The organism is Veillonellaceae bacterium, from assembly GCA_012523975.1.
GTDB lineage: Bacteria > Bacillota > Negativicutes > JAAYSF01 > JAAYSF01 > JAAYSF01.
The window spans coordinates 1-1,711 of record JAAYSF010000028.1 but is presented as its reverse complement, the minus strand read 5'-3'; the positions used below and the strand labels follow the sequence as shown (position 1 = coordinate 1,711).

The window sequence follows — 1,711 nt, the reverse complement described above, 5'->3', positions numbered from 1 at the left end:
GTATCTTTACCGCCGCAGGAGATTCCTTTTAAGCGCTTTATAACCTCCTGAATCGGCATTCCTTCGACCAGGCGGCTGATGCCTTGAAGGTTGCCGGAACAGCCCGAGGAGAATGACACCTTTTTTATTACTCCATTGTCAATATCAAAAGTAATTTCCTTGGCGCATACGCCCGAGGTAATAAATTTATGCATTATATGTAGCTCCTTTCAATTGAGATCGCCACGTTTTGCTCGCGATGACACCTTTATTTAACTGTCATTGCGAGCACCGAGGGACGTCGCAATCTCGTTTTTTGCCTTATGTCTACAGTTTGAAATATAGTATATATTTTACTATTGAACGGTAAGAAGTGGCAAGGACGAATGTGTATTAAGTCGATGCAGGATTTGACGGCTGACTTTCCGAATTACAAAAGGAAAGAAAGCGGATTGTCGAGCAGGGAGTTTGAGAATTTGGAACAGCTTAGAGCAGTAGTTGAGAATATAACTTTTCAGAGCGGTGACGGAAGCTTTGTGGTATTTCGGGTCGTTCCCAATAATGAGCGCAATACTATTGCGGTTGTGGGCAATGTGCCGGCGCCGCTGGTAGGCGAGGAACTCGAACTATTTGGCGAATGGGTAGAGCATGCCCGGTTTGGTCGTCAGTTTCGTGCTTCATCATACAAACGAATTGCCCCGACCAGTGTTAAAGGAATTGAACGGTTTTTAGCATCGGGAGCAATCAAGGGCATCGGTCCGGCACTGGCCGCGCGGTTGGTGAAGCATTTTGGCATTGAAACATTAAATGTTATTGAATATAAACCCCATCGGCTGATTGAAGTTGAGGGGATTGGCACGAAAAAGGCAGACGTCATTCGTAAATCGTTTACCGAACATGCCGAGCTGCGCGAGCTTATGCTGTTCCTTGAAACCCATGGCGTGACCGGGGCCTATGCTGCCAAAATTTTTGCCCAGTACGGTTCATTTTCCATCGATGTTCTTCAGCAAAACCCCTATCGGCTGGCCGAAGAGGTTAGCGGGATCGGTTTCCGGACTGCCGATCAAATCGCTATGTCGTTGGGAGTTGAGCGTAATAATGCCGATCGGCTGACGGCTGGTATCGACTTTGCCTTGCTGCAGACAGCTCATGCCGGACATTGCTGCGTGCCTGAGGAATTACTGGTACAGGAGAGCGCCAAGTTACTGGTAGTTGATAGGGTGGACGTTGCGATGCATCTGACCGGCCTTTTGAAACAGGACAAGCTCTGCGTCGAAGACTATCACGGTATGACGCTGATATATCCACGCTATTTATACCATGCCGAAAAGCAGGTTGCGCAACGGCTTCTACGATTGAAAGATAGAGCCCGTTCAACTCCAAGTGATGATTATGAGGATATAGTGGTCAAGTGGGAAAAAAGTTCAGGAATTAAGTTGGCAGAGGCTCAGCGCCAAGCAATGATATCGGCGCTGGCCCATGGGGTCTTGGCTTTGACGGGCGGACCAGGTACCGGCAAAACAACTGTAATTAAAGGAATTCTAGCTGTACTTGAACAGCAGGGCTTTAAAATATTATTAGGAGCGCCAACCGGACGGGCGGCTAAGCGGCTGAGTGAGGCGACCGGCCGGGAAACGGCTACCATTCACAGGATGCTGGAGGCTACCGGCGGCGTCGAGGGGGCGCCGCAATTTGTGCGTGACGAAGACCAACCGCTTGATGCTGATGTAGT

2 protein-coding genes are annotated in these 1,711 nt (G+C 49.0%); one reads left to right on the top strand and one right to left on the bottom strand.

Annotation, left to right across the window (positions count from 1 at the left end):
* Positions 1-194 (bottom strand): TIGR03905 family TSCPD domain-containing protein (locus tag GX348_03985; protein NLP41348.1); only part of this gene is annotated, 194 nt, incomplete at its 3' end.
* A gap of 186 nt (positions 195-380) precedes the next feature.
* Here GX348_03985 and GX348_03980 point away from each other — a divergent pair.
* The coding region (locus GX348_03980) for an AAA family ATPase (GenBank protein NLP41347.1) at positions 381-1,711 on the top strand (1,331 nt) is incomplete at its 3' end.